Raw genomic sequence first — 23,208 nt, 5'->3', positions numbered from 1 at the left:
TTCAGCGATTTGAAAAAGGGCATGCCAGCGATGGCATGCCCTTTTTTTTGTCGACACTGGCAGAATCTTCACGCCAGGCGACGCTGCATCAGCAGATGCCGGGCTTTGTCGAAGGCCCAGTTGTACAGCACGGTGTAGGGCAGAATGATGACGAAGAAGCCCAGCTCCACCATGAACGCCTGCGCCAGCGAAATATCCAGCATCCACGCCGCCACCGGCAAACACCACACCACCAGCCCGGCTTCGAAGCCCAGGCCGTGCACGAAACGCGCACGGGCCTTCCAGTGGATACGCTCGGCCTGCACGTAGCGGTCGACCAGCGCGTTGTAGACCATGTTCCACAACATGGCGATGACCGACAGGGTCACAGCCAGCGCGCCCGCCGTCGCCAGTGACTTGCCCATGATCCAGGACAGCAGCGGCGCACACAGCAACACCGCGAACACTTCGTAGCCAACGGCGTGAACCAGGCGTTCGGTAAAGGACACGTGTTTCATTGCAAATTCCATCCATTGCGTGAGTCGTGCTGTCTATTTTCTTTGATAAAACTGATACTCACGACATAGCTACTATCGGTTTTATCAATACCATGCGCTATTCACCCGAAGCTCTGGTCGCGTTTGTCGAAGCTGCATCGCTGGGTTCGTTCTCTGCTGCAGCGCGCAAACTGCGCAAAAGTCAGTCCACCATCAGCATCGCCATCGCCAATTTCGAGGCTGATATCGGCTGCCCGTTGTTTGATCGCGGTGGCCGCCACCCCACGCTGAATGAAGCGGGCCGGCAGGTACTGAGCCATGTCGAGGCGATTCTCGATGCCAGCGCCCAGCTCGATGCGCTGGCGGTGCGACTGGCACAGAACGTCGAGCCCTTGGTATCGGTGGTGATGTCGGACAGCTACAGCGTCACGTTCCAGGGCGCGGTGATGGCCCGCTTCGCCCAGCAGTACTCACACACTGAATTGCGCTGCGGCCCGGCGGAGGACGCTGATGTGATCGAAATGATCCAACAGGGCCTGGCCCATGTCGGCATTCTTGCCACCCAACCCAGCTACCCCGCCGACGTGGCCGTGGCGCGCTTGCCGGAGCAGGCGGAATTTGGCGTTTACGTGGCCAGCGGGCACCCGTTGGCAAGCCTGGCGCAGGTGCAGGCGCAGCACCTGGAGCATGCACGGCAGCTGTATATCAAGACCTATGCCCCCAGCCTGCACCGCGGCCGCGGCCAGGCCTGGTCGGCACCGGACTACCTCACCCTGCTGGAGTTCGCCGTGCGCGGGTTTGGTTGGGCCGAGCTGCCCAGGGCGCTGGTGGCACGGTTTGGCAATGGGCTGGTGGAGTTGCCGATAGCGGGTTACCCACGCCGAGTGGATATGGATGTGGTCTGGTCTAGCCGGCGGGCATTGGGGCCGGCGGGGCAATGGCTGGTGCGGCAGATGTTGAAACCGTAAGGTTTTCACCTGCAATAAGTTGGCGCTGCTGCGCACCCCACCCTGGGGGAGCTGTCGCCGTGTGCGCCCAAACGCAACAACCAGTACACCCAACGACAATCCTTCCCTCGCCCTGCCCCGTAGCCTGTCACCACGCGCCGCCCCTCTGGCGGCACGCACCCAAAGCACAAGAACAAACGTTGGTGACCTATGCAGACAGTAGATCCGATCACCCTTGCGGTTGTCCGGGGTGCGCTGGAGACAGCGCAACGCGAAATGACCCTGACCCTGGAAAAGACCGGGCGCTCCAGTGTGTTCAACCTGGCCCACGACTATTCCAACTCGCTGTTCGATCACCTGCCGGAAATGATCCTGCAAGGCCAGGACATTCCCATCCACCTGGGTTCGCTGATCCCGGCCATGAAATGCGTGGCCGAGTTCTTCGGCGACGACATCGCAGAAGGCGACGTGATCTACCACAACGACCCGGCCTACAAGGGCAGCCATATTCTCGACTGTTGCATGTACAAGCCGGTGTACTACCAGGGCGAGTTGGTGTTCTGGACCGTGTGCAAAGGCCACCTGACCGACATCGGTGGCCCGGTACCGGCTGGCTACAACCCAGATGCCAAGGAAATCTACGCCGAAGGCCTGCGCATTCCGCCGGTCAAGCTGTGGGAAAAGGGCAAACGCCGTGAGGACGTGATCAACTTCATGCTCACCAACATGCGCGCCCGGCCCTATCAGGAAGGCGACCTCAATGCCCAGTATGGCGCCTGCAAGGTCGGCGAGCGGCACTTGCTGGAACTGCTCGACAAGTACGGCGTGGCGCAGGTGCGGGCCTGCATCGCCGAACTGAAAAACATGGCCGACCGGCACATGCGCGCACTGTTGCGCGATGTGCCGGACGGTGACTACAGCGGCACCGCCGTGCTCGAAGATGCCGGCCATGGCCTGGGCGAACTGGCCATCACCGCCCATGTACAGATACGTGGCGACCAGGCCCACGTGCGCATCGACAGCCCGCCGCAAGTGCCGTACTTCATCAATTCCTACGAGGGCAACTCGGTGTCGGGTGTGTACCTGGGGCTGATGATGTTCGCCCAGGTGGCGCCCCCCTACAACGAAGGGCTGTACCGCTGCGTCACGGTCGATGTCGGGCCCAGAGGCACGCTGTGCAATGCCGAAGAACCCGCACCCCACGTCAACTGCACCACCACGCCGATGGAAACCCTGGCCGATGCCGTGCGCACCGCGCTGGAACAGGCTTCGCCACAGCGGGTAACGGCCTCCTGGGGGCATACCAGCGGCATCAACATCGCCGGCCATGACCCGCGCAACGGCAACAGCGAGTACGTGACCATGGTGCTGGCCTCGATCATTTCCGGTGCCGGCGCCAACAAGGTGATGGATGGCTGGCACGCCTGCGGCCCGTTGTGCTGTTTCGGGGCGCTGATGAGCGGTGACATCGAGCTGCTCGAACACGCCTACCCGGTGCTGATCCACCGCTACAGCCTGATGGCCGACAGTGGTGGTGCCGGTGAATTCCGTGGCGGTTCGGGCACCCGCCTGGAGATCGAACCACTGGACCACGCCATGACCGTGGTCGGCTTTGGCGAGGGCCGCCAACTGCCCACCGCCGGTGCCGCCGGGGCACGCAACGCATTGCTTGAGCCCAAGCTGGGCCGGCTGATCCATCGCCACGCCGACGGCAGCGAAGACCATTACACGCAAAACCCCATGCTCACCCTGCAACCAGGCGAACGCATCATCAACGTCAACCCCGGCGGTGGTGGCTACGGCGACCCGCTGCGTCGCCCGGTCGCAGCCGTGCTGGAGGATGTGCGCAATGGCCTGGTCTCGCCACAAGGGGCAGCCCTGGAGTATGGCGTGGTCCTCGATGACCAAGGCCACCTCGACGAAACCGCCACCCGCCTTGCCCGCGCCCCGCGCTGACCGGAGAACCATCATGCGTAACCAATATCGCCTGGGCATCGACGCCGGCGGCACGTTCACCGATTTCATCCTGGCCGACCGCGACGGCGGCGTGCAGCTGTTCAAGGCCCCTTCCACGCCGCAAGACGGCACCCTGGCCATTCGCGCCGGCCTGGCACAGATCGCCGACGCCACCGGGCGCAGCCCGGCCGAACTCATCGCCAACTGTGACCTGTGCATCAACGGCACCACCGTGGCCCTCAACGCGCTGATCGAGCGCACCGGGGTCAAGGTGGGCCTGCTGTGCACCGAGGGGCACGAGGACAGCCTGGAAATCCGCCTGGGCCACAAGGAAGAAGGCCACCGCTACGACGCCCATTACCCGCCGGCACACATGCTTGCCCCACGCCACCTGCGCCGCCCAATTGGCGGCCGTATCCTTGGCGATGGCCGTGAGCACAGCCCCCTCGACGAAGCCGCTGTCCATGCGGCCATCGATTACTTCCGGGCCGAAGGCGTGCAGGCCGTGGCCATTTCCTTCCTGTGGTCGGTGCGCAACCCCAGCCACGAGCAGCGGGCCGCCGAGCTCGTACGGGCCGCCCTGCCCGACGTGTTCGTCTGCACCGGCTGCGAGGTGTTCCCGCAGATTCGCGAGTACACCCGCACCTCCACCACCGTGGTCAACGCCTACCTCAGCCCGGTAATGGCACGCTACGTGGCGCGCATCGACAACCTGTTCCAGGAACTTGGCGCACAGCAGCCGGTGCGCTACTTCCAGTCCAACGGTGGCCTGGCGCCTGGGTACCTGATGCGTGAGCGCGCTGTCAATGCGATCAACTCCGGCCCGGCCTCGGCGCCACAAGCCGGGCTGGCGGTGGCGAAGCCGTTCGGTATCGACAACGTCATTACCGTGGACATGGGCGGCACTTCGTTCGACATCACCCTGACCAACGCCGGGCGCACCAATTTCAGCAAGGACGTGGACTTTCTGCGCCAGCGCATCGGCGTGCCGATGATTCAAGTGGAGACCCTGGGCGCCGGCGGCGGCTCCATCGCTCATCTGGACGAGTTCGGCATGCTCCAGGTGGGCCCGCGCAGCGCCGGCGCCATGCCTGGGCCCGTGTGCTACGGCAAAGGTGGCTGCGAACCCACGGTCACCGACGCCAACCTGGCCTTGGGCTACCTGCCAGACGGCGCGCTGCTGGGTGGCAGCATTCGCCTGAACCGCCAGGCCGCGCTGGACGCTATCCGCAGCAAGATAGCCGAACCACTGGGTATCAGCGTGGAACGCGCCGCATTCGGCATCACCACCCTGGTCAACTTGAACATGGTCAACGGCATCCGCCGGGTGTCGATCGAGCGCGGCCACGACCCGCGCGACTTCGCCCTGATCGGCGCAGGCGGTGCGGCGGGCATGCACGTGGTACGCCTGGCCGAGGAAATCGGCATGCACACCGTGCTGATCCCCAAGGTGGCGTCGGGCCTGTGCGCGTTCGGCCAGATCCTTTCCGACGTGCGCTACGACCAGCTCACCAGCCTGTCGATGCGCCTGGACTGCGGGCACGTGGACCTGGTGCAGCTCAACCAGGCCCTTGCCGAGCTGCGTCAGCAAGGCCTGGCCAACCTGCGCGAAGACGGCTTTGGCGACCAGGCCAGCAGCTGCCACTACACCTTGGAAATGCGCTACCTGGGGCAGATCCATGAATGCAGCGTGGAGCTGGAACAGCATGCCTTGGATGACACAGGCCTGGCCGCCCTGATCAGCCGCTTCCACAGCCGCCACCAAACCCTGTATTCGTACAGCGAGCCTGAAAGCCCGGTGGAGCTGGTGAACCTGGAGTGCTCGGTGATCGGCCACCTGCCACGCCCGCCGCAACCCGAGCTGCAGGGCCCGGCCGAGCCACCCGCGGCGCAGGCGCAAAGCGTGCGTCCGATGCTGTTCAGCGCCGACGGCCAATGGCAGCCCACACCGGTGTTCAATGGCAACCACCTGCTGCCCGGGCAGACCGTGCATGGTCCCTGCGTGATCGAGGAAGACACCACCAACATCGTGCTGCCGCCTGGCTGGCAGGCACGGCTGGAGCCTTCGGCGACCTACCGGGTGACACGCGGGGCTTGATCTGAAGGCCGGCGCGCGCCGATCATGGGCCTGATAACCGCCTGGCAGCTTTGCGCTGCCAGGCGTTTTGCACAATAACAAGAGCTGCTTGAGTAGCTTGCCTGCAGTTCCTTTTTTCAATGCTGCCCTCTTTGAAAAAGGACCCACCATGCCCACAGAACTCTCGACCCTCGGCTGGCCACAGCCCGAACGCCAGGCGCGCTGGGCCGAAGCCATCAGTGACACCTATTTCCCGCTGAGCCTGGAGTTTGCCGCCGAACAACCGTTCGATGGCCACTTGCAGCGCTGGAGCACGCCAAGTACCCCACTCAGCCTGTCGCGCCTGCGTTCCAGCCAGCTGGGCTACTCGCGCAGCAAGGCGCACATCGGCCAGGACCAAGAAGCGTTCTACCTGGTGACCGTGCCGCATCGCAGCGAGGTGCACTTCGAACAGGACGGTCATCAGATCAGCTGCCGCCCAGGTGGCTTCATCGTCGAGCGCGGCGATGCGCCTTACCGCTTCCATTACGGCACGCTGAATGACCTGTGGGTGCTCAAACTGCCCGAGCGTGCACTCAAGGCCAACCTGCTGGGGCACAGGCGCTATACCCGGCATTGTTTCGATGCCCGCCAGGGCTTGGGGCGCATTTTTGTCGAACAGTTGGACCTGTGCGCCCGCCACTTCGACGCTAGCCCCATCGCGGCCCGGCATCTGCTGCTGGAACAGGCTTCGGCCACCTTGCTGCTGGCCCTGCAACAGGACGAGCGAGTGCTGGGTAGCGAAGGCAGCAACCTCAGCACCCTGCACCTGACGCGGGTGGAACAGTATGTGCAGCAACACCTGAGCGACCCCGAGCTGTCGCCGCAAACCATTGCAAGTGCCTGCGGGCTGTCGCTGCGCTACCTGCACAAGCTGTTCGTGATCACGCCCTACACCCTGAGTGAGTGGATACGCCAGCTACGCCTGGAGGCCGTGTACCGGCAATTGCGTGACCCGCATTGCCACCTGGCCATCGGCGAACTGGCATTGCGCTGGGGCTTTACCGACCAGGCGCAGTTCACCCGCGCGTTTCGCCAGCAGTATGGGTGCACGGCGCGGGAGGTGCGGGCTGCAGGCACCCATTGAGCCGAAAGCGAAGATTCCTACGATGCACACCGACCCGTTGCGCCAGCCTCGCGATTATGGCTACGTGCTGCAGGAACAGGATCAATCCCCCGCCGGCACATCCACCACCTTCCAGCTGTCATCCGGGTCGAAGCGTTTCATCTCCTTGGCCAGCCTGTCACCGTGCGGCCCGAGGTCTTTCTCGAACACCTGGCCGTCATGGCTGATCATGAAGCTCATCACCCCGGTGTCGTCGTACTTGGCCGGCCAGGCGACCATGGCGAAGCCACGGCTCATCTGGTTGCCGATAAGGTAGCTGTAGGCGCCGCCAGGGGCGGATGGGCCTTGTGCGTCGAGGATGCGGAAGTGATAGCCATACCAGTCATCACCGATCACATCCTGGCCGAACAGCGGCCCCAGCGGGCTGACCTGGCCATCGCCGTCGTCATCCCAGTACAAACCGTCATGCTTGCCGGGCTCGCTGAAGATTTTCTGTGCGTACTCCAGCGCACCGTTGCCGTTATGGTCCTGGGTCGCGTAGTCCATTTGCGCATCGTGATAGGCCAGCAGCGACTGCAGCACGCCGAGCTCGTTGCGACCGATGCGCCGGGCGCGGATTTCGGCGCTGCCGGCCTTGAGGTCGAAGCGCCAGCCTTGGCTGCTTTTGGTCAACGGAATGGGCAAGGTCCAGTGATCGCTGCCCACCGCCAGGATGGCCTTGCCCTCGCCTGCCATGTCGATACTGTGCTGCGCACGGTACTGCTCCAGAAAGGTGTCCACGTCGCTGCGTTGCACTCCGCCGCGCGGGATGTAGGTGCGCCAGTCGTCGCCCAGCAACTGGGTCAGCCGGGCCTCATCAGCTTTCTCCGTGCCCAGCGCCGCGACAAAGGATTCAACGGCTTTCTCTGGGGTCGGGAAAGCGTCCTGGGCAGCGGCCAGGGATGCGCAGGCCAAGCCCACTGTAAGCAGCATTGCCGCCAGTGCTGGACGTTTCATCGACGACCTCCTCCGCCACGACGAGCGGGTGCACTGGGCCGAGAGATCTGGTGCCCGGCTGCACGCGATGCACTGGGCCGCTGGGCAAACGCCTGGCTGGTGCGACCACGGTTGGCCTGCGCATTGGTGCGCGATGGCGAGCGTACGCCATCGAAGGCGTTGTTACGGGCACGCCCTGCGGTATTCACAGGACGATTCTGACCGACTTGCCGCGCTTGCCCTTGCCGGCGTTGATCCATCTGGTTGTTCTGCTGCCGGCCCTGAGTGTTGCGTGCCTGCTGTTGACGGTCGGCAACCCTCGGATTGTCGCCACGGGGCTGTACACGGTTGCCCAATGCATTGCCCGACTTCGCTTCACGCATTTGTTGGCGTGCCTGAATGTTGCTGGTGGCTGGGCGTTCGATACCCGCTCGGTCCATGGAGGCACGCGCCTTGTCACGCGCCTGGGCACGTTGTGCGTCATCACCGCGAAATGCGCTGCGCTGGGTGGCACCGTCCAACTGGCGGCCGTACTGCTGACGGCTGCGCGCGTCGCGGTAAGGCACACCGTCACGGTTGACGGCATTGTGCTGCCATTTGTTCTGGTTGTTGGTGATGCGATTGTTGCCGTTGATTGTTGTTGTAGCGGTTGACGTCGATGTCGATGTCATTGTTACCCCAGTCACAGTCGCCCCACAACGAGGCGACGATCGCAACGCCAGTACCGAAGGCCAGGCCTGCCACCAGTGCGGAGCCGGGGTAGTACATCGGTGGTGGTGGGTAGTACACCGGCGGTGAGGCCGGGTAGGCCCAGGTGCCATAGGTGGTGGTCGGGTTGTAGCTGGGGACGTACACCACTTGTGGGTCGGCCGGCTCGATGACGATGGTGGTGGGCGGCGCGCTGGCGGTGACCACCTGGGTGCCGCCGGAAGCGGGTGCGGGTGCAGGGGCCGCTGCAGGGGCCGTGGTGGTTTGCACGGTCACATTCTGGTACTGGTTGCTTTGCAGGTTGCCGGCAGCCTGCGCCTGGTGACGCAAACGCTGCACGCTGCCCATGACATCGTCGGGCTGGGCGAGGAAGGCATCACCCAGGCGCTGTACCCAGACCGGGTCCTGGCCAAGGGTCGCCAGCACCTGCGGGAATGCCACCAAGGCTTGTACGCTCGGGTCCCAGGGCTGCTTGGCTACTTGCTTGACCGCCTCGTCGCCGGTGGCCTTGGGGTTGGCCTTGGACCAGGTCACCGCTTCACTGATCTGCCCTGGGTAGGTCGATGCCATCAAAACCTGGGCCAACAGCGGATCGGGGTACAGCGCGATGGGCGCGGTCATCTGATCGAGTTGTTCCTGGCTGAAGACTGGGTCCTTGGCTGCGGCCGCGGCGCCCGGGGGCGCAGGGTCCGGTGCGGGTACGTCTTCAGCCAGCGCCAGGCCGGGCGCGGCGGTCAGGCACAAGAGTGCCGACAGGACAGCAAACAATAGCGTGCGCATCGCTAATCCCCATGAGGTCAGACCGCGTGGAATAAGGGTAGCAATGGCGGTGGGTTTGGCCAGATGCGAGGGTGCAAACTTTTCGTGCTCTAAGGGTGGGCGTGGTTGCTGCCTTTGAATCTATAGGGTGGCGTGGATGGCATCTGTAATAGACCTGTACCGGCCTTTCGCGGGCTTGCCCGCGAAGAGGCCGGTACAGGCCAGCAAAAGAGGACAAGACAGGAGCCCATCTCGGTGAACACGTCCCGCTTCATCGTCGTCATCATGTTGGCGGCACTGTGCAGTACGGCCTGGGCTGCCACCGACCGCGCCGAGCGTCGGCGTGAAGCCCGTGATGTACGCCAGGAAACTCGGCAGGATGCGCGCCAGACCAAACAAGACTGCCGCCACGCCGACCAGAGGAGCAACGCCGGTTGCCGACAGGACAAACGCCACACCAAACAGCAAGGCCGCGAACGTGCCCGTGACATCAAATACTGACCGGGCGTTGCTCAACCGCCCAGGGCAATGATCGCCAGGATCAGTGACGTTCCGACAGCCACCAGCACCACGCCGGTCAACTGGGTGCGGCCACCGGAATAGCGCGCCAGCAGCCAGCCCGCCAGGTACAACATGGCCAAGGCAACCAAGTTCGATACGCGGATGGCTGTGCCAGTGGTGTCGATCAGCAGGAATGGGATAACCAACGGGAACGTCGCCAGCACCACCAGCAGGAATGTCCCCAGCGCAGCCTTGAAATCATCCAGGCACAGGCGCGCCGGCATCGGGCGGGCGGCATCACGTTGCATCTGGCGACGTAGCACCTCCAACCCTTCGTCATCCAGTGCCAGGCCGATGCGTTCTGGCAGTGCATCAGCAATCAGCCTGCGCCCCTGGCCATCCTCAGCGGCCTGCAGGCGCGCCAGCAAAGTACGTGCGCGGGTGCGCTCGGTCCAGGTGCGCATCAGGTAGATGACCGCATCGGCCAGGCCCCAGGCCAGGTTGCAGCCAAGCGCAGCGACCAGCATCAGCCGAGCGTCTTCGCGCCCTGCCGTGGCCACGCTGAGCGAGCCGATGAAGGTCATAGCCATCAGCAGGCCAAAGATGACTTCGGTAATCCGGTCGATTGGCTCCAGCACACCCCATTTACGCGGTTGTTCGCCTTGCCCCATCACGCCCTCCCGGCCCCTCAGGAACCATCGATAGTCACTATCGAGAATGGCAATTTCTACCGAACGCCGTGGCCACATAACCTAGCGCTATCGACCCGCCGCCCACGACCCCATTCCCTGGAGCTACCTGATGATTATCCTGGCTCGCCTGCTGTCCGCCGCCCTTGCCGTGCTTGCCATCGCCATCAGCAGCGGGTGTGCCAGCCACCCTGAACAGCGCCCGTACACGGCAGAAGAAACCCGCCAGCTGCAGCTGGAGGCACTGCAGCGCCGCAGCCTGTCCCTGGACGAATATGAGCGGCAACGCCGGATGATCCAGCGAGCCGACAACCTGCCTGTGATGACCGAAGCCGCTGACGCTGACCGCTCGACCAAAGGCTGAACAGGCCAGCCAACGGTTCCATCCCTCCCCCTGCGCAGGTATCCTCTACCGCTCAACCGCAAGCCTTCCAGGACGGAGACCATGATCAGGCCCCTTCTGTTGCTGAGTGCTGCAGTGCTTTTCAGCCCCGTGTTGCTGGCCCAGCAGATGAAACGCCAACTGGGCGATTTCGACTTCACACTCGGCACCACGCCTTCGCGCAGCATGGCGCAAGGGCTTATCTCACCCAGCGCCGTCGGCGCATTCCACGGTGGCCTCGATTTCAGCCACACCAGTGGCTGGTACCTGGGCCAGTACGCCCCAAGCATGGGCGTCACCCCCAATTCGACCCTGCGTCTGGACAGCTACCTGGGCTACAAGCATCAGTTTGACAGCAGCCTGGGCTACGAAGTGGGGTTGATCCATTATAGTCAGCCAAACATCGCAGGCCCCGACAGTTACGCCCTGTACGGGGGTATCTCGGTGCTGGGCAGCCGCTTCGGCGGGGCGCTGCGTGACAACCCCGACAACCGCACTGGCACGTTGTTCGCCGACTTCGGCCAACTGCCATTGTTCGACGCAGACTTCACCGTCAAGCTCGCCCACCACCGCCTGGGCACGCCCTTTACCATTGGCGATGGCAGCCAGGTGAATGCCTTTTCCGATTGGTCGTTGGAGCTGTCGCGGCCCTGGCTAGGCATTGACCTCAACTTGATCTACAGCAACTCCAGCCTCAGTGGCGGCGGCTGTGATGCGTACTCGGGCATCAACACCTATTGCGACAGCATGGTCACCCTCAAGGCGCAGCGCAGCTTCTTTTAACGACGCGGTGCCAGCGCCAGGGCAATACCGCCCAGGACCACCACGCAGGCGATCAGCAAGCGCAACGACAACGGCTCACCGATCAGGGCGACCCCACCCAGTGCGGCAATCACCGGCACGCTAAGCTGCAGGGTCGCCGCCTGTTGCGCGCTGACCTGCCTGACCACGCCATACCAAACGGCGTAGCCGGCGCCAGAAGCCAGCACACCGGAGCCCAGGGCATACAACAAGCCAAGTGGCGTAAGGTGCGGGCCGGCGCTCAGCAACAGCATCGGTAGCAGCAGCACCAGGCAAGGCAGGCTGCGAGAAAAATTGCCGGCGGTGTCGGCCAGCGGCCTGGGCGAGCCTTTGCCCAGCAGCGTATACACGCCCCAGGCCACGCCGGACAAGGCCATCAGCAAGGCACTGGCCAACGGCGGCGCCGAGGCACCGGGCAAAAGAAGCACCAGCAGGCCGGCAAAGGCGATCAGCATGCCCAGCAGCATGCGCACCGTGATGTGTTCACCCTTGTACCAGGCAAAGCCGAACATGGTGATCTGCACTGCACCGAACAGCAACAATGCGCCCGCGCCTGCCCCCAATTGCAGATACGCCGCAGAAAACAGGAACGCGTACAGGAACAGGGCCAGGCCGCCCCGCCAACTGCCACCCATGGCCTGCGCCGGCCTGCGCAGGCGGATCAGCAACAACAGAAACAACGCACCACTGGTCAGGCGCACCACGGTGAAGGATGCCGGGTCGATGGCCCCGTCTTTCAGCGCCAGCCGGCAAAACACCGAGTTGGCAGCGAAAGCCACCAGGCTGAACAGTGCAGGCCAAAGCCAGGCCCTGGCCTTGCGGTGGGCAAGCGTGGTGGTGCCGGTGCTCATGGTGTGGTCACCTCTGAGTAAACATTGTTGTCATGGCGGCAATGCTGAAAGGGCCAGCACCGATATACAACAAAGTGATTCCTGGGCGCCACCGGTGAATCGCCCGGCGCTACAGCACAGCTACGGCCTCGATCTCGACCAACATGGCATCCAGCGCCAGCCGGGGCACCGGTATCAGCGTGCAGGTCGGTTTCATGTGCGGGCCCCAGGCCTTGTCGGCCTCGGCCACCCATTGGCGCAGGCGCGCTTCGGAATGCTCGACAATCAGCAGGGTCAACTTGAACACCTGCGCCAGGCTGGCACCTTTCGACGCCAGGGCCAGCTCCAGGTTGGCCAGTGCCTGGCGGGCCTGTTCGGCGAACAATGGCGACAACTGGCCGTTGCTGTCCTCTCCACCCTGGCCGGCGATGAACAGCAGACGGCTGTCGGCGCGCACTTCGGCGACATGGGAATAGGCGTTGCCACTGGGGTCGTACAGGCCTTCGGGGTTGCTTAGCTGGAATGCACTTGATGGGGTCACGACACGCCCTCGCTTGGTTGAAAGAGTGGCGCAGTATCAGACCTTGAGTTAACTCGAGGTCAAGCACAGAGTAGGACGTTTCGCACAAGGCAATGTGCTGCTTGAACCACGCGTCTGTTTGCGCACTGGCGGCCCGGTAGTAGATTGCAGGACCCGGCATGGAGGCCTGTCCATAACAAGGAAATGCTCATGAGCAAGTATGATTTTCAGCTGGCCTATACCATCAAACCGCACAACGCTGCCCACGATGAAGCCGACGCCGCGCAAGCGCGCCTGCACCTGCGCGTGAAGCTCGGCCTGGACACCGTCGAGCATATCGAAACCACTTTGCTCGGGGTCATCACCCTCAAAAGCGCCACTGTCGCAGACCGCAAGCGGGAAGCTGAGAAGCTGCTTCACGATTACATCCATGACGCGCTCAAACAGTTGCGCGTTCTGTCCACCGTAGAATTCTACGGCTGCCTGATGGTGGACGGGTTGGGCCCGGCCGTACGCTTCGACATCCTGCCCAGATGAACCTCGACGGCATCAGGCGCCCCCGCGCCTGATGCCGAGTACCGTCATTTCTCCTGCAGTACCGCCCTGCCTTTCACCGCCCGCGGCCCGCGCCAGGCCCAGAACAGCAACCCGGGGAATGGTGCGTAGACCACGAACACAATCCACAGCATCTTGCGTTCGGCGCGCCGCTCACTGCCGATGATGTGCCAGATGGCCCAGATCTCCAGCAGGATGACCAGGGCCGCGATGATGAGCCAGATCGTACCGATTTCCATGAGCGCTCTCCCAATTGGCATGTTATGGATTGGGTTGCTGCAAGCGCTGAGGGTTCAGATTGATTTTCCCGCCTCAAGGGCCCTCACGCAGTTGCAACCACTGCGCCAGGCTAGACCGGTTGCCTGAACACGACCTGCAATGCGACACAGCCACCGGGGAGATTGTCTTTCCTCCGGGCACCGTCCACACTCTGCGGGCCAGCCAGGAAGCGGAGTCCAGAGTGCCCACGCCACGCCAGTTCAGCAAGAAGACCAGCACCAGCAACATGCTGCGGCTCAAAACCAGCAGCGCCAGTGCCCAGGCTCCCTATCGGGTCGACTTCGTCCTGCTCGAACACTTCTCGATGGCCAGTTTCACCGTGGCCATGGACGTGCTGGTCACAGCCAACCTGTTGCGCGCCGACAGCTTCCAGTTCACCCCGCTGTCGCTGGACGGCGACCGCGTGCTCAGCGACCTGGGGCTGGAACTGGTGGCCACCGAGCTGTCCGCCGAAGCGTTGCGGGAGCTGGACCTGTTGGTGATCTGTGGCGGCTTGCGCACACCGCTGAAGTACCCGGAACTCGACCGCCTGCTGGACGACTGCGCCACCCACGGCATGGCCCTGGGCGGCTTGTGGAACGGTGCCTGGTTTCTTGGCCGCGCCGGGGTGCTGGACGACTATGGCTGCAGCATCCACCCCGAACAGCGCGCCAGCCTGTCCGAACGCAGCCCGCAAACACGTATTACCCCGGCAAGCTTCACCCTCGACCGCGATCGCCTGAGCGCCGCCAGCCCCAACGGCGCCATGGAGCTGATGCTGGGCCTGGTGCGCCGGCTGTATGGTGACGGCCTGGCCGAAGGCGTGGAGGAAATCCTGTCGTTCTCCGGTGCGCGCTACCGCCAGGTTGGCCCGGGGGCGAAGAAGTCCATGAGCCTGCACCTGCGTACCATCGTCGAACTCATGGAAAACAACCTTGAGGAAACCCTCAGCCTCGACCAACTGGCGGCCTACAGCGGGCGCTCGCGGCGGCAGATCGACCGGCTGTTCCAGGCCCAGCTTGGCACGTCGCCACGGCGTTACTACATGGAACTGCGCATCACCAAAAGCCGCCGCCTGCTGCAGTACTCCGACCTGTCGGTGATGGACGTGGCAGTGGCCTGCGGCTTTGTTTCGGTGTCGCACTTCAGCAAGTGCTATGCGGCGTACTTTGGTTACCCGCCGTCACGTGAGCAGCGGCTGGGCGAGTGAGCGGCGTTCAGGCGCGGATGTACCGCAATACGGCGTCACAGATCATGGCCTTGTGGCGCTGCTTGACCTGGTCATCAGACAGATCGATCTGGAAGATCTCGCCAAAGGTGTGGCGGTTCGACACCCGATAGAAACAGAACGAGCTCATCAGCATGTGCAGGTCGATAACCTCGATGCCGGTGCGGAACACGCCTTCCTGCACGCCACGATGCAGGGTGTTGCCCAAGGCTTCGAGCACCAGGCTGCTCATTTCGCGAATGGCCGGCGACTGCTTGACGTATTCCCCGTAGTGGATGTTTTCGGTGCAGATGATGCGCACGAAATCGACATTGCGGTCGTGGTGATCGAAGGTGAACTCCACCAGCCGGCGTATCGCCTGCTCAGCCGGTAACGACTCCAGGTCCAGGCTCTGCTCGGTCTTGCGAATATCCCCGTACAGCTTCACCAGGCACTCGCAGTACAGCTGCTCCTTGCTGCCGAAGTAGTAGTAGATCATGCGCTTGGAGGTAGCGGTACGCTCGGCGATGGCGTCCACGCGTGCGCCGGCCAGCCCTTGCTGGACGAACTCGTTGATGGCGGCCTGGAGGATGTCCTCGCGGGTTTTCTCGGGGTTGTTCTTGCGCGTTTTGCGCCCCCCTTCGGTTTCAGGCTGGCCGAGACTGACTACGGAATCACTCATACCCACTCACAGGCTATTTATTGGAATGTGGGGGGATTATCCGCGAGCGCGGCCACGCAGGGAAGCACGCTGTTGGTCGGGTAGCCATAACGCATTGTGGCTGGCGGGCCTTGATATCGCGCCCCGCAACCCGCTAGCCTGCCTGCCCTTGCCGTGGATGGACCCTGCCTCATGCACCCGCGCGACCTCGCCGCCTACCTGTTCCTGGCCATCGCCTGGGGCTTTTCTTTCCTGGTGCTGCTCAAGGTGGTGCATGCCTTTGGCTGGGTGGGCGCGGTCAGCCTACGGGCACTGATTGCCAGCGGCACCCTGGCGACCCTTGCCGCCCTGTTGGGCCGCAGGCTGCGCCTGCGCTCGCTGCTGGTACCCTTGCTGGTGGTGGGCGCGACCACGGTGGCCGGGCAACTGATCGGCATGTCATACGCCACCCCACGTATTGGTACGGCCATGGCGGCCATTTTTGTCGCCACCATTCCGCTGTTTTCTATGCTGATCGGGCGGGTGTGGGGGCTGGAGAAAATCACCCCGCAAGGCCTGGCCGGGCTGCTGCTGGGTATTGTCGGCATCGTCATACTGGTCGGTTTTCCGGCCCGCCCTGTAGATGACGATTTCATCCACGGCTGCATCGCTTCGCTGCTAGGCGCCATCAGCGCCGCCTACGGCAGCAATTACGCCAGCCTGCACCTGCGCGGCCAGGACCCGTGGACAGTCACCGGCGGCGCGTTCCTGGCTGGCGGGCTGCTGACCCTGCCGCTGCTGCTGGTAGTACCGGTGCCCAGCGTGCCACAGGCGGGCGATTGGCTTTACCTGCTGATTAGCGGCGCAGTGATGAGCGCTACCACCTATGTACTGTATTTTGGCCTGGTAGCCCGCATCGGCGCGACCCGCGCCATCAGCGTGGAGTTCGTGGTCACGCTGGTAGCGGTATTGGTCGGCGCGCTGTTTCTCGATGAAGCCCTCAGCCTGTTGCAGGCAGCAGGTGGCCTGATAATTCTGCTTGGCTGCATGCTGGTGCTGGGCCTGCTGCCAAGGCGCAAGCAGCGGCTGCCCAGCTAGTGCGGGGTCAGTCGCGCTGGGCGGTGTCGCGCGTCGGTGGCGGGGTCAGGTGCAGCACGCGATTGCGCCCGCCCTCGGCGAGCAAGTAGCCGCCCTTGCCGTCTGCCACGATCGACTGCGGCGCCTTGAGGAAGGTCAGCATGGTGTGCTGGACGCCGTCAGCGTCGATGAGCAACAAGCGCGCGCGGTGCGTGTTGTCCTCGCTGATCCACAGGCCACGTTGGTCACAGTACAAGAACGTAGGGTTACGCAGGCCGTCGACCACTACTGGGTCGCGGCCATCGTCGGACAGGGCGCGGACCTTGCCATTGGCCTTTTCGGTATACAGCAGGCGGCCATCACTGCAACGGGTAAGGCCTTCGGTTTCGGTCAGGCCGGAACGCAGCACATCGAGCTGGCCGCTGTTCCAGTCATAGCGCATCAGGCGGCCGTTGCCCTTGCGGTCTTCGATAGCGAACAGATGGTCGCCGTCGTTCCACAGGCCTTGCACGCTCTCGCCATCGAACAGGTGGGTTACCTGGCCATCGCGAGACAGGCTGACGGGAGCCTGACCACCTTCCTGGCTGAACACCCAACCGCCCTGCGCCGCCACCATGCCATCAGGCTTGGACAGGTTGTCGATCACCACCACGCGATCACCGCTAGCGGTGATCTTGAGGATGCTGCCCCGGCCGTCGTCCAGCTCACGGCTGACCAGCAAGCTGCCATCGGCTTGTGGCAGCAACGAGGCGGCCTTGGTCACGTCGCGATGCAACACCTCGACATCCCAACCGGAAGCGGCCTGAACCGGGTAGAAACTTTGCCAGGCGAAGAAGCCCAGGGTGGCCACGAGCAGGCCAGTGGTGGCAGTCAAGGCGATGCGGGTGCTGCGCTTGCGCAGGATGTGCGGCATGTAGGGCTCCTCGGGATTGCTGGGGATCCTAGCAAGCGAATGTGAAAAAAATGTCGAAACCCACCGTACAGTTACAAAACAAAAGGATATAAAAATAACAAAACAATCTAACAAACTGGAATATATAAATTGAAAGCCTAACGCCGGCTCCTTAGTCTGGATGCATCGCCTCTCAGCCGATTCAAGGAACTATGCCCATGCCCGCCCGCACCTTCTCTCCCCTACGCCGTCTGCTGATCGGCGGATTGCTGGCCAGTGTCGCCAGCGCCTTGCTGCCCTGGTCCGAAGCCATTGCCGATGACGCCAAGACCCTGCGCATCGGTTACCAGAAGTTCAACAGCATCAACATCCTCAAAGGCAGCGGCGCGCTGGAGAAGGCCCTGGCACCGCAAGGCGTGAACGTGAGCTGGCACGAGTTTGCCGCCGGCCCGCAGTTGCTCGAAGCGCTGAGCACTGGCGCCATCGACCTCGGCCACGCTGCCGACGCCCCGTCGGTATTCGCCCAAGCCGCAGGCAAGCCGGTGGTGTACCTGGCTGCCGAACAACCGTATCCACGCGGCATCGGCCTGGTGGTGCGCGAGCAGGACCACCTGGCCAGCGTGCAGGACCTCAAAGGCAAGCGCGTGGCTACCGGCCGTGGCTGGAATGCCCAGTACCTGCTGGCCGTCGCGCTGGAACAAGCGGGCCTCAGCTATCAGGACATCACCCCCGCCTACGTCAACAATGCCGCCGATGCCGTGGCCGCGCTGCAATCGGGCAGTGTCCAGGCGGTGACCCTGTGGGACCCGTTCCTCGCCGCCGCAGAAAGCCAACCAGGGCTGAAAAACCTGCGCGACGGCAGCGGCCTGTCCAACAACCGCACCTTCTACCTGTCCACCGCCAGCTATGCCGACCAGCACCGTGCGCTGCTGAAGACCTTCTTTACCGAACTGGGCAAGGTCAGCCAGTGGGCCAACGCCAAGCCAGCCGAAGTCGCCGCGCTGCTGGCTCCGCAGCTGGGTATCAGCGCCAACGTGTTGGAAGTGGCCAGCGAACGGCGCAACTACAACGCCGTGGCCATTACCCCGCAGATCGTTGCCGAACAACAGAAGCTGGCCGATACCTTCCAGGGCCTAGGCCTGATTCCACGCAAGCTGCAGGTGGCCGATGCGGTCTACCCGGCTTCCGTGTTGCCTTGAGCGGAGCGCGCCGACCATGCCTCGCCCGATCCGCTTCAACGCCTTCAGCATGAACGCTGCCAGCCACCAATCCCCCGGCCTGTGGCGCCACCCACGCAACACCAGCGTGGCGTTCAACCGCCTGAACTACTGGACCGACCTGGCCCGCCTGCTTGAACGGGGCCTGTTCGACGCACTCTTCATTGCCGATGTGCTGGGCATCTACGACGTTTACCAGGGCGGCCCTGAAGCCGCCCTGCGCGGCGGCGTGCAGGTGCCGGTCAACGACCCGCTACTGCTGGTGCCGGCGATGGCCGGCGTTACCGAACACCTGGGTTTCGGTGTCACCTTCTCGTTGACCTACGAGCACCCTTACCCCTTCGCCCGGCGCATGTCCACGCTCGATCACCTGAGCAATGGCCGGGTCGGCTGGAACATCGTCACCGGCTACCTGGACAGCGCCGCCCGCAACCTGGGCCTGGCGCGTCAACTGGGCCACGACCAACGCTACGACCTGGCCGAGGAATACCTGCAGGTGTTGTACAAACTGTGGGAAAAAAGCTGGGACGACGATGCCGTGCTGCTGGAACGCGACAGTGGGCGCTATATCGAACCCTCGCGGGTACACCCCATCAACCATGTGGGCGAGCATTTTCAGGTGCCCGGCATGCACCTGTGCCAGCCGTCGCCGCAGCGCACGCCGGTGCTGTTCCAGGCCGGGGCTTCGGCACGCGGCCAGCAGTTTGCCGCACGGCATGCCGAATGCGTGTTCATCAGCGGCCCAACGCCCACGGTGTTGCGCCGCTACGCCGACGGCATTCGCCAGGCCAGCGAGGCAGCTGGGCGTGGCCGTGACGAAGTGCTGATATACGCCCAGGCGCTATTGATCGTCGCCCCCACGAGGGAGCAAGCCGAGGCTCGCTTCGCCGAATACCGGCGCTATGTCGACCTGGACGCCGCCCTGGCACTGTTGTCGGGCTGGACCGGTATCGACTTTGCGGGCCTCGACCCCGACGCGCCGATCGAATACGTCGAAAACGACGCTGGCCGCGCTGCCTTGGCGGCCTTTACGGCAGCCGACCCTGGCCGCCGCTGGACCGTACGCGAGGCCGCCGAGTTCGTTGGCCTGGGGGGCCGAGGCCCGGTGTTGGTGGGTGCCGCCAGCGAGGTGGCCGACCAGCTGGAAAGCTGGCTGGACCAGACCGGCATCGATGGTTTCAACCTGACGTACGCCGTGCAACCGGACGACCTGGCCAATGTGGTCGAGCTATTGGTGCCCGAGCTGCAGCGCCGCGGCCGCTACCCGCTGAACTACACCGAAGGTACCTTGCGCCACAAACTGTTCGGCCAAGGCGACCAGTTACCGGAACAGCATGTTGGGCGTCAGGTAGACATTCAGCAACCAAATACCGGGTATTCCAACATTTAATTTGTGGATGGCGCGCGCTCGACCCTATTCTGTCGCCACATCCCCTGCGCCGCACCGGCCGGTGCGGTTCAAGGCACGGGGAGAGAACAACAAGTCGAGATCGTCCATGTCGAACCATTCGTACTTCGCCCCCCACGGTGGGCACCCGGCTCAAACCGAGCTGCTGACTGACCGTGCCATGTTCACCGAAGCCTACGCTGTCATCCCTAAAGGCGTGATGCGTGACATCGTCACCAGCCACCTGCCGTTCTGGGACAAGATGCGCATGTGGGTCATCGCCCGCCCGCTGACCGGCTTTGCCGAAACCTTCTCCCAGTACATCGTCGAGCTGGCCCCGGAAGGCGGCAGCGAGCGCCCTGAGCTGGACCCGAACGCGGAAGCCGTGGTGTTCATCGTAGAGGGCGAACTGGACATCACCGTCGAAGGCAAGCACCACACCCTGGTACCAGGCGGCTACGCCTTCCTGGCCCCGGGCGCCGAATGGAGCCTGCGCAACAACAGCAAGTCCAACGTCACCTTCCACTGGCTGCGCAAGCACTACCAGAAAGTTGAAGGCCTGGACGTACCAGAATCCTTCGTCACCCACCGTGACAACGCCACCGTCATCGAGATGCCGGGCACCGAAGGCCGCTGGAAAACCACCCGTTTCGTCGACATGGCCGACATGCGCCACGACATGCACGTGAACATCGTCACCTTCCAGCCGGGCGGCGTGATCCCGTTCGCTGAAACCCACGTGATGGAACACGGCCTGTACGTGCTGGAAGGCAAGGCGGTGTATCGCCTGAACCAGGACTGGGTCGAAGTGGAAGCTGGCGACTTCATGTGGCTGCGCGCCTTCTGCCCGCAAGCCTGCTACGCCGGCGGCCCAGGCAACTTCAGCTACTTGCTGTACAAGGACGTGAACCGTCACGTACACCTGACACTGAACCCTAAGCGCTAAGCCCAGGCTGATGCCCGCAAGCCCGCCAACCTGGCGGGCTTTCTGTTTGCCGCGCATACTCAAACACCCATCCCTCGCGCGGTACCAGCCATGAACCGCTGCCTGCTGCTCGCCGCCCTGCTGCTGTGCACCTCTGCCCTGGCTGCCGATGACTGGAACCTGGCCTACGATCGCGAAGGCATTCGCGTGTACCTGAGCGCCGCAGCGGATTCGCCCTACCAGCAATTTCGTGGCGTGAGCACCATGAAAGCCAGCGTACGTACCCTTACCGACCTGCAAGAGAACCTGCGCGTAGCCTGCAAATGGCTGTACGCCTGTGACCAGATGCGTTTGCTGGACGTGGACGGCGCCAATACCTGGGTGTACCTGACCACCAACCTGCCCTGGCCGACGATGCCGCGGGACATCGTGCTGAAGGTGACCAGCGAACGCCTGGACGACGGCACCCTGCTGCGGCACCTGAGTGCCGAGCCCGACAGGATCCCCAAGGTGGACGGGCTGATCCGCGTGCAGCACCTGAGCGGCGAGTGGCGGATGAAGCCGCTGGGTGAGCGCGAAACCGAAGTGACGTATCAGTTGCAAGCCGACCCGGCCGGGGACGTGCCGGGCTGGCTTGCCAATCGGTTCGTGGTGGATGCGCCAGTGGTGACGTTGCGTACGTTGCGGGCGGTGGCTGAGCGCCAGCCTTGAGGTGTGGGCAGCCCTGCGCTTTACGGCCGCGAACGCTAGGCGGCGGTAGCTGCCTGTGGCCGCATACATGCCTTGGCCCGGCGCCGGTAGGACAGCAGCAGGCCCGCGTACCACAACGGCATCACGTACAACGCCGTGCGGGTGTCCGGTTCCAGGGCCAGCAGGCACAGCACGAAGATCAGGAACAGCTGCGCCAGCGCAGCGGTGGCCTTGCCACCTGGCAGCTTGAACCTGGACCGCTCATGGGCCTGCGGATTCTGCCGACGGTAAGCGAAGTAGGACAGCAGGATCAGTGACCAGGTAACGATGATCATCACTGCGGAGATGGTCGACACCAGGGTAAACACGGTCATCACTTCTGGAATCACGAACAGCAGCGTCAAGGCAATCGCCATGCACACCCCCGAGAACACCAGCGCCCGCACGGGCGTACCCGAGCCGGACAGCCGCCCGAACGCCACAGGCGCCTGCTGCTGATGTGACAGGCCGTAGAGCATCCGCGAGCCCGAGTAGACACCGCTGTTGGCCGACGACGCAGCCGACGTCAGCACCACGAAGTTGATGATGCCAGCGGCTGCGGGCAACCCGCCAAGCAGGAACAGTTCAACGAATGGGCTGCGGTTGGCCGGCACATTGGCCCAGGAGACCACACTGATGATGCACACCAGCGAACAGATGTAGAACAACAGGATGCGCACGGGGATGGTGTTGATTGCCTTGGGCAGGGTCTTCTCCGGGTCTTTGGCCTCCGCCGCTGCGGTGCCGATCAGCTCGGTGCCGACAAAGGAGAAGATGGCGATCTGAAACCCGGCGAGAAAGCCCAGGATGCCATGTGGCATGACCACGCCCGGTGCTACCAGGTGGCTGAACGAGGCGGTTACCCCTGCCGGCGAAGTGTAGGAGGTCGCGACCATTACCAGGCCGGTCACCACCAACAGCACGATGGCGACGATCTTGATCAGGCCAAACCAGAACTCCACTTCGCCAAAGGCCTTCACCGCCAGCATGTTCAGCCCCAGCAGCAGGAACATGGTACCGAAGGCCGGTAGCCAGGTGGGCACATCGGGGTACCAGTACTGCACGAACCCCGCGACCACCACCACGTCACCCACCGCTGCCACGACCCAGCTGAGCCAGTACGACCAGCTGAGAATGTAACCGGCCCGTGGGCCCAGGTAGTTGTGCACCAGGTCGGCGAACGATTCCATCTGCAGGTTGGCCAGCAGCATCTCGCCCATGGCGCGCATGATGCAGAACACGAAAAAACCGATGATGGCGTAGACGAGGATGATCGAGGTGCCAGACAGCGCAATGATCTTGCCCGAACCCATGAACAGGCCGGTACCAATCGCACCACTGATGGAAATGAGCTGTATGTGCCGGTTTTCCAGCCGCCGTTTGAGCACACGGCTTTCTTCTGGAACTGCGCTTTGCGCGTTGCACGTTGGTTGCATAGTTGACCTCTTATTCTTTTTTTGTAAAACCCCGCCGCCCCGCGCCGCACCATTTAATTGGTACTAAAGTGCAGGTTCTCGCCATTCAAGTCAGTCGAAACGTGGGTATTAACTCAGATGAAAAAACAGTGCCCGGTGCAACTTCGCAGCGGGTGTATT

23 protein-coding genes and 1 pseudogene are annotated in these 23,208 nt (G+C 63.4%); 14 read left to right on the top strand and 10 right to left on the bottom strand.

What is annotated here, in order from left to right:
* Positions 1 to 68: 68 nt before the first annotated feature.
* Positions 69 to 497 (bottom strand): multidrug/biocide efflux PACE transporter, encoded by a 429-nt coding sequence (locus ACNQP3_RS12045; RefSeq protein WP_012272060.1) that lies wholly within the window; start codon positions 495 to 497, stop codon positions 69 to 71.
* 92 nt (positions 498 to 589) lie between these two features.
* Between ACNQP3_RS12045 and ACNQP3_RS12040 the strand changes: the two genes are divergently transcribed.
* From ACNQP3_RS12040 to ACNQP3_RS12025, 4 genes are all read left to right on the top strand, one after another.
* Positions 590 to 1,444, top strand: coding sequence for a LysR family transcriptional regulator (locus ACNQP3_RS12040; RefSeq protein ID WP_060494053.1), 855 nt, complete (start codon positions 590 to 592; stop codon positions 1,442 to 1,444).
* Between the two features lie 189 nt (positions 1,445 to 1,633).
* Positions 1,634 to 3,379 carry a hydantoinase B/oxoprolinase family protein gene (locus tag ACNQP3_RS12035; RefSeq protein WP_060494054.1) on the top strand — a complete coding sequence of 582 codons (1,746 nt, stop codon included), beginning with the start codon at positions 1,634 to 1,636 and terminating at the stop codon, positions 3,377 to 3,379.
* A 13-nt stretch (positions 3,380 to 3,392) separates the two neighbouring features.
* Positions 3,393 to 5,477, top strand: a complete 2,085-nt coding sequence (locus tag ACNQP3_RS12030; protein WP_060494055.1) for a hydantoinase/oxoprolinase family protein — start codon at positions 3,393 to 3,395, stop codon at positions 5,475 to 5,477.
* Positions 5,478 to 5,625: 148 nt separating this feature from the next.
* Positions 5,626 to 6,582 carry a helix-turn-helix domain-containing protein gene (locus ACNQP3_RS12025; RefSeq protein ID WP_060494056.1) on the top strand — a complete coding sequence of 319 codons (957 nt, stop codon included), beginning with the start codon at positions 5,626 to 5,628 and terminating at the stop codon, positions 6,580 to 6,582.
* An 81-nt stretch (positions 6,583 to 6,663) separates the two neighbouring features.
* Here ACNQP3_RS12025 and ACNQP3_RS12020 read toward each other — a convergent pair whose 3' ends face one another.
* Together ACNQP3_RS12020 and ACNQP3_RS12015 are read right to left on the bottom strand one after the other, a co-directional pair.
* Entirely contained in the window at positions 6,664 to 7,557 is an 894-nt protein-coding gene (locus ACNQP3_RS12020) for a DUF2950 domain-containing protein (protein WP_012272055.1), read from the bottom strand.
* Positions 7,554 to 9,024: pseudogene (locus ACNQP3_RS12015) on the bottom strand (DUF3300 domain-containing protein). Before ACNQP3_RS12015 ends, ACNQP3_RS12020 begins: the two are co-directional and overlap by 4 nt.
* Before the next feature lie 234 nt (positions 9,025 to 9,258).
* Here ACNQP3_RS12015 and ACNQP3_RS12010 point away from each other — a divergent pair.
* Complete coding sequence (locus tag ACNQP3_RS12010; protein WP_375774315.1) at positions 9,259 to 9,504, top strand: hypothetical protein; 246 nt, start codon at positions 9,259 to 9,261, stop codon at positions 9,502 to 9,504.
* A gap of 11 nt (positions 9,505 to 9,515) precedes the next feature.
* Here the strand turns inward: ACNQP3_RS12010 and ACNQP3_RS12005 are convergent, their stop codons facing one another.
* The gene (locus tag ACNQP3_RS12005; protein ID WP_264317075.1) at positions 9,516 to 10,175 is read right to left on the bottom strand and encodes a hypothetical protein; all 660 of its coding nucleotides are present in this window, start codon (positions 10,173 to 10,175) and stop codon (positions 9,516 to 9,518) included.
* 130 nt (positions 10,176 to 10,305) lie between these two features.
* Here ACNQP3_RS12005 and ACNQP3_RS12000 point away from each other — a divergent pair, with 130 nt between their 5' ends.
* Together ACNQP3_RS12000 and ACNQP3_RS11995 are read left to right on the top strand one after the other, a co-directional pair.
* Entirely contained in the window at positions 10,306 to 10,557 is a 252-nt protein-coding gene (locus ACNQP3_RS12000) for a hypothetical protein (protein WP_264317074.1), read from the top strand.
* An 81-nt stretch (positions 10,558 to 10,638) separates the two neighbouring features.
* Positions 10,639 to 11,358, top strand: a complete 720-nt coding sequence (locus ACNQP3_RS11995) for a TorF family putative porin (protein ID WP_264317073.1) — start codon at positions 10,639 to 10,641, stop codon at positions 11,356 to 11,358.
* Here the strand turns inward: ACNQP3_RS11995 and ACNQP3_RS11990 are convergent.
* Together ACNQP3_RS11990 and ACNQP3_RS11985 are read right to left on the bottom strand one after the other, a co-directional pair.
* Complete coding sequence (locus ACNQP3_RS11990) at positions 11,355 to 12,227, bottom strand: DMT family transporter (protein ID WP_012272050.1); 873 nt, start codon at positions 12,225 to 12,227, stop codon at positions 11,355 to 11,357. The two genes, ACNQP3_RS11995 and ACNQP3_RS11990, sit on opposite strands and share 4 nt — an antisense overlap.
* Positions 12,228 to 12,336: 109 nt before the next feature.
* Positions 12,337 to 12,747, bottom strand: a complete 411-nt coding sequence (locus ACNQP3_RS11985) for a RidA family protein (protein WP_060493442.1) — start codon at positions 12,745 to 12,747, stop codon at positions 12,337 to 12,339.
* 189 nt (positions 12,748 to 12,936) lie between these two features.
* Here ACNQP3_RS11985 and ACNQP3_RS11980 point away from each other — a divergent pair, with 189 nt between their 5' ends.
* The gene (locus tag ACNQP3_RS11980; protein ID WP_012272048.1) at positions 12,937 to 13,263 is read left to right on the top strand and encodes a hypothetical protein; all 327 of its coding nucleotides are present in this window, start codon (positions 12,937 to 12,939) and stop codon (positions 13,261 to 13,263) included.
* A gap of 44 nt (positions 13,264 to 13,307) precedes the next feature.
* Here ACNQP3_RS11980 and ACNQP3_RS11975 read toward each other — a convergent pair whose 3' ends face one another.
* The gene (locus ACNQP3_RS11975) at positions 13,308 to 13,520 is read right to left on the bottom strand and encodes a PLDc N-terminal domain-containing protein (protein WP_012272047.1); all 213 of its coding nucleotides are present in this window, start codon (positions 13,518 to 13,520) and stop codon (positions 13,308 to 13,310) included.
* A 221-nt stretch (positions 13,521 to 13,741) separates the two neighbouring features.
* Here ACNQP3_RS11975 and ACNQP3_RS11970 point away from each other — a divergent pair, with 221 nt between their 5' ends.
* Entirely contained in the window at positions 13,742 to 14,749 is a 1,008-nt protein-coding gene (locus ACNQP3_RS11970) for a GlxA family transcriptional regulator (protein WP_041166479.1), read from the top strand.
* Between the two features lie 7 nt (positions 14,750 to 14,756).
* Here the strand turns inward: ACNQP3_RS11970 and ACNQP3_RS11965 are convergent, their stop codons facing one another.
* Positions 14,757 to 15,428 (bottom strand): TetR/AcrR family transcriptional regulator, encoded by a 672-nt coding sequence (locus ACNQP3_RS11965; RefSeq protein WP_012272045.1) that lies wholly within the window; start codon positions 15,426 to 15,428, stop codon positions 14,757 to 14,759.
* Positions 15,429 to 15,599: 171 nt separating this feature from the next.
* On the opposite strand from ACNQP3_RS11965, the gene ACNQP3_RS11960 reads away from it, so the two are divergent.
* Positions 15,600 to 16,484: a DMT family transporter gene (locus ACNQP3_RS11960; RefSeq protein ID WP_012272044.1), complete on the top strand. Its 885-nt coding sequence runs from the start codon at positions 15,600 to 15,602 to the stop codon at positions 16,482 to 16,484.
* A 7-nt stretch (positions 16,485 to 16,491) separates the two neighbouring features.
* Here the strand turns inward: ACNQP3_RS11960 and ACNQP3_RS11955 are convergent, their stop codons facing one another.
* On the bottom strand, positions 16,492 to 17,376 hold the full coding sequence (locus ACNQP3_RS11955; protein WP_060493443.1) for a hypothetical protein: 885 nt from the start codon (positions 17,374 to 17,376) through the stop codon (positions 16,492 to 16,494).
* Between the two features lie 197 nt (positions 17,377 to 17,573).
* On the opposite strand from ACNQP3_RS11955, the gene ACNQP3_RS11950 reads away from it, so the two are divergent.
* The 4 genes from ACNQP3_RS11950 to ACNQP3_RS11935 all read left to right on the top strand — a co-directional run bounded on the left by ACNQP3_RS11950 (position 17,574) and on the right by ACNQP3_RS11935 (position 21,595).
* Entirely contained in the window at positions 17,574 to 18,554 is a 981-nt protein-coding gene (locus ACNQP3_RS11950; RefSeq protein ID WP_012272042.1) for an aliphatic sulfonate ABC transporter substrate-binding protein, read from the top strand.
* Positions 18,555 to 18,570: 16 nt separating this feature from the next.
* On the top strand, positions 18,571 to 19,962 hold the full coding sequence (locus tag ACNQP3_RS11945; RefSeq protein WP_264317072.1) for an LLM class flavin-dependent oxidoreductase: 1,392 nt from the start codon (positions 18,571 to 18,573) through the stop codon (positions 19,960 to 19,962).
* 106 nt (positions 19,963 to 20,068) lie between these two features.
* Positions 20,069 to 20,905: a bifunctional allantoicase/(S)-ureidoglycine aminohydrolase gene (locus tag ACNQP3_RS11940; protein WP_016499386.1), complete on the top strand. Its 837-nt coding sequence runs from the start codon at positions 20,069 to 20,071 to the stop codon at positions 20,903 to 20,905.
* Positions 20,906 to 20,995: 90 nt separating this feature from the next.
* Positions 20,996 to 21,595, top strand: coding sequence for an START domain-containing protein (locus tag ACNQP3_RS11935; RefSeq protein ID WP_012272039.1), 600 nt, complete (start codon positions 20,996 to 20,998; stop codon positions 21,593 to 21,595).
* A 35-nt stretch (positions 21,596 to 21,630) separates the two neighbouring features.
* Here ACNQP3_RS11935 and ACNQP3_RS11930 read toward each other — a convergent pair whose 3' ends face one another.
* On the bottom strand, positions 21,631 to 23,049 hold the full coding sequence (locus tag ACNQP3_RS11930) for an amino acid permease (protein ID WP_264317071.1): 1,419 nt from the start codon (positions 23,047 to 23,049) through the stop codon (positions 21,631 to 21,633).
* Positions 23,050 to 23,208 lie beyond the last annotated feature (159 nt).

Source organism: Pseudomonas sp. LFS074 (assembly GCF_047978165.1).
Classification (GTDB): domain Bacteria; phylum Pseudomonadota; class Gammaproteobacteria; order Pseudomonadales; family Pseudomonadaceae; genus Aquipseudomonas; species Aquipseudomonas putida_P.
Note: the sequence above shows the minus strand (reverse complement) of the source record. Positions and strands in the feature narration are given on the sequence as shown.

What these genes read in the sequence shown, in the direction of transcription:
- ACNQP3_RS12025 (WP_060494056.1), top strand. Translation starts at nt 5,626, where the DNA reads ATGCCCACAGAACTCTCGACCCTCGGCTGGCCACAGCCCGAACGCCAG.
- ACNQP3_RS11940 (WP_016499386.1), top strand. Translation starts at nt 20,069, where the DNA reads ATGTCGAACCATTCGTACTTCGCCCCCCACGGTGGGCACCCGGCTCAA.
- ACNQP3_RS11995 (WP_264317073.1), top strand. Translation starts at nt 10,639, where the DNA reads ATGATCAGGCCCCTTCTGTTGCTGAGTGCTGCAGTGCTTTTCAGCCCC.
- ACNQP3_RS12000 (WP_264317074.1), top strand. Translation starts at nt 10,306, where the DNA reads ATGATTATCCTGGCTCGCCTGCTGTCCGCCGCCCTTGCCGTGCTTGCC.
- ACNQP3_RS11980 (WP_012272048.1), top strand. Translation starts at nt 12,937, where the DNA reads ATGAGCAAGTATGATTTTCAGCTGGCCTATACCATCAAACCGCACAAC.
- ACNQP3_RS11950 (WP_012272042.1), top strand. Translation starts at nt 17,574, where the DNA reads ATGCCCGCCCGCACCTTCTCTCCCCTACGCCGTCTGCTGATCGGCGGA.
- ACNQP3_RS11990 (WP_012272050.1), bottom strand. Translation starts at nt 12,227, where the DNA reads ATGAGCACCGGCACCACCACGCTTGCCCACCGCAAGGCCAGGGCCTGG.
- ACNQP3_RS12035 (WP_060494054.1), top strand. Translation starts at nt 1,634, where the DNA reads ATGCAGACAGTAGATCCGATCACCCTTGCGGTTGTCCGGGGTGCGCTG.
- ACNQP3_RS11975 (WP_012272047.1), bottom strand. Translation starts at nt 13,520, where the DNA reads ATGGAAATCGGTACGATCTGGCTCATCATCGCGGCCCTGGTCATCCTG.
- ACNQP3_RS12040 (WP_060494053.1), top strand. Translation starts at nt 590, where the DNA reads ATGCGCTATTCACCCGAAGCTCTGGTCGCGTTTGTCGAAGCTGCATCG.
- ACNQP3_RS11955 (WP_060493443.1), bottom strand. Translation starts at nt 17,376, where the DNA reads ATGCCGCACATCCTGCGCAAGCGCAGCACCCGCATCGCCTTGACTGCC.
- ACNQP3_RS11945 (WP_264317072.1), top strand. Translation starts at nt 18,571, where the DNA reads ATGCCTCGCCCGATCCGCTTCAACGCCTTCAGCATGAACGCTGCCAGC.
- ACNQP3_RS11965 (WP_012272045.1), bottom strand. Translation starts at nt 15,428, where the DNA reads ATGAGTGATTCCGTAGTCAGTCTCGGCCAGCCTGAAACCGAAGGGGGG.
- ACNQP3_RS11930 (WP_264317071.1), bottom strand. Translation starts at nt 23,049, where the DNA reads ATGCAACCAACGTGCAACGCGCAAAGCGCAGTTCCAGAAGAAAGCCGT.
- ACNQP3_RS11960 (WP_012272044.1), top strand. Translation starts at nt 15,600, where the DNA reads ATGCACCCGCGCGACCTCGCCGCCTACCTGTTCCTGGCCATCGCCTGG.
- ACNQP3_RS12020 (WP_012272055.1), bottom strand. Translation starts at nt 7,557, where the DNA reads ATGAAACGTCCAGCACTGGCGGCAATGCTGCTTACAGTGGGCTTGGCC.
- ACNQP3_RS12005 (WP_264317075.1), bottom strand. Translation starts at nt 10,175, where the DNA reads ATGGGGCAAGGCGAACAACCGCGTAAATGGGGTGTGCTGGAGCCAATC.
- ACNQP3_RS11935 (WP_012272039.1), top strand. Translation starts at nt 20,996, where the DNA reads ATGAACCGCTGCCTGCTGCTCGCCGCCCTGCTGCTGTGCACCTCTGCC.
- ACNQP3_RS12030 (WP_060494055.1), top strand. Translation starts at nt 3,393, where the DNA reads ATGCGTAACCAATATCGCCTGGGCATCGACGCCGGCGGCACGTTCACC.
- ACNQP3_RS12045 (WP_012272060.1), bottom strand. Translation starts at nt 497, where the DNA reads ATGAAACACGTGTCCTTTACCGAACGCCTGGTTCACGCCGTTGGCTAC.